Origin of the sequence: Kocuria rhizophila (genome assembly GCF_003667225.1) — a bacterium.
Lineage (GTDB): Bacteria > Actinomycetota > Actinomycetes > Actinomycetales > Micrococcaceae > Kocuria > Kocuria rhizophila.
Genome location: NZ_RCOM01000122.1, coordinates 1 through 4,355 on the forward strand (window position 1 = coordinate 1; position 4,355 = coordinate 4,355).

Annotated in this window: 3 protein-coding genes; 1 reads left to right on the forward strand and 2 read right to left on the reverse strand. The window is 70.2% G+C overall.

The window, feature by feature from the left end; all coding sequences use genetic code 11:
• Positions 1–31 precede the first annotated feature (31 nt).
• Positions 32–499: an NUDIX hydrolase gene (locus D9R02_RS11250; protein WP_059280846.1), complete on the forward strand. Its 468-nt coding sequence runs from the start codon at positions 32–34 to the stop codon at positions 497–499.
• Positions 500–621: 122 nt separating this feature from the next.
• On the opposite strand, the gene D9R02_RS11255 is transcribed toward D9R02_RS11250, so the two are convergent.
• Entirely contained in the window at positions 622–2,364 is a 1,743-nt protein-coding gene (locus D9R02_RS11255; RefSeq protein ID WP_019310171.1) for a pyruvate dehydrogenase, read from the reverse strand.
• A 346-nt stretch (positions 2,365–2,710) separates the two neighbouring features.
• Positions 2,711–4,117 carry a class II fumarate hydratase gene (locus D9R02_RS11260; RefSeq protein ID WP_070636204.1) on the reverse strand — a complete coding sequence of 469 codons (1,407 nt, stop codon included), beginning with the start codon at positions 4,115–4,117 and terminating at the stop codon, positions 2,711–2,713.
• Between the last annotated feature and the right edge of the window lie 238 nt (positions 4,118–4,355).

The following is a 4,355-nucleotide window of genomic DNA, read 5'->3' on the forward strand; positions in this document are numbered from 1 at the left end:
CTGCACCCCTGCACCCCGAGGAGATCACCCCATGGCCGTCCCGGACTTCATCCAGCAGCTGCGGCGCAGCATCGGCCACGACCTGCTGTGGCTGCCCGGCTGCACCGCCGTGGTGCTGCACGAGGGCAAGGTGCTGCTCGGACGGCGCGCGGACAACGGGAACTGGGGGCTCATCACCGGCATCGTGGAGCCGGGGGAGGACCCCGGTGTGGCCGCCCGTCGGGAGTGCCTGGAGGAGACGGGGGTGGAGATCACCGTGGATGCCCTGGTGCGGGTCAAGGCCGGAGGGGAAGTGGAGTTCCCCAACGGGGACCGTTGCCAGTTCCTGGACCACACGTTCCTGTGCAGCTACGTGGGCGGGGACGCGCGGGTCGCGGACGACGAGTCCCTCGAGGTCGGCTGGTACCCCGTGGACGCCCTCCCGGAGATGCCTGAGCACCAGGCCGAGCGGCTGCACGCGGCGCTGGAGTTCACGGGGCGCACCGGCTTCGAGAGCTGAGCCCGCGCCCGGACACGCGACGACGCCGCGGGGGCGGCCCCGCGGCGTCGTCGTCCGTGCGTCCCCGGGCGGTAACGGGCCCCGCCGGGAAGGAGCCAGCCGGGACGGACCCGGCCGGCGGATCAGCCGCGCGGGATGTTGCGCAGGTTGGAGCGGGCCATGGAGACGGCCTCGCCGGCGCCGCGGTTGAGCACGATGCGGGACATCGCAGTGGCGAAGCCGAAGACCTGGTCCTTCTTGATCTCCGGGGGGATGGACAGGGCGTTGGGGTCGGTGATGACCTCCACCACGGACGGGCCCTGGTGGGCGAGCGCGGTGGTGAACGCGGACTCGAGGTCCTTGGGCTTCTCCACCCGGATGCCCTGCATGCCCATGGCGGTGGCGATCTGCGCGTAGTTCGCCTGGGGCACGTCCACGCCGAAGTCCGGCAGCCCGTCCACGAGCATCTCCAGCTTGACCATGCCCAGCGTGGAGTTGTTGAACACCACCACGGTCACGGGCAGGTTGTAGGCCGCGAGCGTCAGCAGCTCGCCCATGAGCATGGAGAGCCCGCCGTCACCCGACATGGAGATGACCTGGCGTCCCGGCTCGGCCAGCTGCGCGCCGATCGCCTGCGGCAGGGCGTTGGCCATGGACCCGTGCAGGTAGGAGCCCAGGATGCGGCGGGTGCCCAGCGGATTGATGTAGCGGGCGCTCCACACGTTGCACATGCCGGTGTCCGCGGTGAACACGGCGTCGCGGGCCGCCACCTGGTCCAGGATGGACGCCGCGTACTCCGGGTGGATGGGTGTCATCTTCTCGACCTTGCGGGTGTACGCCCCCACGGCCTTGTTCATGAGCTTGTCGTGCTTGGCCAGGGTCTTGTCCAGGAACGAGCGGTCGGACTTGACCGTGAGCTCGGGCAGCAGCTTGAGGATCGTGGACTTCACGTCACCGTGCACGGGGATGTCCACGCCGGTGCGGCGCCCGATCACGGTGGGATCGGTGTCCACCTGGATGGTGGTGACGTCCGGGAGGAACTGGTCGTACGGGAAGTCCGTGCCGAGCATGAGCATCACGTCGGCGTCGTGCAGCCCCTCCGCCGCGGCACCGTAGCCCAGCAGCCCGGTCATGCCCACGTCGAACGGGTTGTCGTACTGGATCTGGTCCTTGCCCCGCAACGAGTGGCCCACGGGGGCCTTCAGGGTGTCCGCGAGGGCAATCACCTCGTCGTGGGCGCCGGCCACGCCGATGCCCGCGAAGATCGCGACCTTCTTGGCCGAGTTCAGGGCCTGCGCCATGCGCTCGACCGTCTCGTCCGAGGGAACGACGGCGCTCGGTGCCGGCACGGCGAACGGCCGGGCCTCCACCGCGACGTCCGAGTCCGCGAGGTCACCCGGCAGCGTGACCACGGAGACGCCGGGGCTGGTCACGGCGAACTGGATCGCGGAGCTCACCACGGCGGGGCACTGCTGCGGGGTGCTCACCAGCTCCGAGTACACAGAGCACTCGGTGAAGATCCTGTCCGGGTGGGTCTCCTGGAAGTACTCGGAGCCGATGTACTGCGAGGGGATGTGGGAGGCGATGGCCAGCACGGGCGCACCGGAGCGGTTGGCGTCGTACAGCCCGTTGATCAGGTGCAGGTTGCCCGGTCCGCACGAGCCCGCGCACACGGCGAGCTTGCCGGTCAGCTGGGCCTCGGCGCTCGCGGCGAACGCACCGGCCTCCTCGTGGCGCACGTGCACCCAGTCGATCCCGCCCTTGGCGGAGCCGCCGGTGCGGCGCACGGCGTCCACGATGGGGTTGAGGCTGTCGCCGACCACGCCGTAGATGCGCTCCACGCCGGCTTCCACGAGCTGCTGGACGATCTGTTCTGCGAGCTTCACACTGTCTCCTCGAAGGAACGGCCCGCCGCGGGAGCACCCGGGCGGGCATCACGAATGTCTCTGCCCTCCAGGGTAGACCCGGATCCTTGCAGCCGAAAAGATCTGTGGGCAACGGAACACCGGCGCGTGCGGTGTCCCACGAGGGCCCCGCAGCCGCTCGGTCCCGCGCCGGACGGACGGGGACCGGGCGCGCGGACCCGACCCTGCGGCGTCGTCCGCGCGGCGCACTGCGGGGCCGGCGCGAGGTCCCCGGCCCGGAACCGGAAGGACCCGGCCACCCCTCACGGGGAGGCCGGGTCCTGTCACGCGCCCGCCGCGCAGGCGGGCGCGGCGGTCAACCGGTGGCTCAGTGGTTGCCCGTCATGGTGGTGACGTCCAGCGCCTTGTCGAGCTGCTCCTCGGTGAGCTTCTCGCCGTCCATGTAGCCGAGCTCGATGGTCGCCTCGCGCACGGTGACCTTGTTGGCCACGGCGTGCTTGGCGATCTTCGCGGCGGCCTCGTAGCCGATGGCCTTGTTCAGCGGGGTCACGATCGAGGGGGAGGCCTCGGCCAGGAAGCGGCAGCGCTCCTCGTTGGCCTGCAGCCCGTCCACCATCTTTTCCGCCGCCACGCGGGAAGAGTTGGCGAGCAGGCGGATGGACTCGAGCAGGTTCGCGGCCATCACGGGGATGCCCACGTTCAGCTCGAACGCGCCGTTGGTGGAGGACAGCGCCACGGTGGTGTCGTTGCCGATCACCTGGGCCGCCACCTGGATGGTCGCCTCGCAGATCACGGGGTTGACCTTGCCCGGCATGATCGAGGAGCCCGGCTGCAGGTCCGGGATGTGCAGCTCGCCCAGACCGGTGTTGGGCCCGGAGCCCATCCAGCGGATGTCGTTCATGATCTTCATGTAGGAGTACGCGATGTTGCGCAGCTGCCCGGAGGCTTCCACCAGGCCGTCGCGGTTGGCCTGCGCCTCGAAGTGGTTGCGGGCCTCCGTGAGGGGCAGCCCGGTCTCCTCGGAGAGCAGCTCGATCACACGCGCGGAGAAACCGTCCGGGGTGTTGATGCCGGTGCCCACGGCGGTGCCGCCCAGGGGGACCTCGGCCACGCGCGGCAGGGAGGCGTCGATGCGCTCGATGCCGTAGCGCACCTGCGCGGCCCAGCCGCCGAACTCCTGGCCCAGGGTCACGGGGGTGGCGTCCATGAGGTGGGTGCGCCCGGACTTCACGACGTCCTTGAACTCCGCTGCCTTCTTCTCCAGGGAGGTGGCGAGCACGTCCATGGCCGGCTTGAGGTCGTTGATCAGGGCGTTGGTCACGGCCACGTGCACCGAGGTGGGGAACACGTCGTTGGAGGACTGCGAGGCGTTGACGTGGTCGTTCGGGTGGACCTCCACACCGGCGGACTCCAGCGCCCGGGACGCCAGCGTGGCAAGCACCTCGTTGGTGTTCATGTTCGAGGAGGTGCCGGAGCCGGTCTGGAACACGTCGATCGGGAAGTCGGCGTCGTACTCGCCGGAGGCCACGGCGTCTGCTGCGTCGCGGATGGCCTGCGCGCGCTGCGCGTCCAGCACACCCAGCTCCTCGTTGGCGGTGGCGGCGGCCTTCTTCACCTGGGCGAGGGCCCTGATGTGCTCGCGCTCCAGGGTGGTGCCGGAGATGGGGAAGTTCTCCACGGCGCGCTGCGTCTGCGCACGGTAGAGCGCGTTCTTGGGAACGCGCACCTCGCCCATGGTGTCGTGTTCGATGCGGTACTCGGTGTTTTCAGCCATGGCCCCAGTTTAGGCGCCCGCACCGCCGCGCGCCCGCTGCTTCGGTGCACGCGCGGCCGCATGACGGACGACGACGCCGCCCGCCCGGGTGCCGCAGCGTCGTCGCCCGCCCGGAGGCCTTCGCACGGACCTCCGGTGGGGAACCCGCACCCGCAGCTGCACGCCTCCGCGCGGACCGGGACGCTCTCATGTGTCGATAGTGCACAAGATGGGCCGTGATGCTGCGTTTGCTCCACAC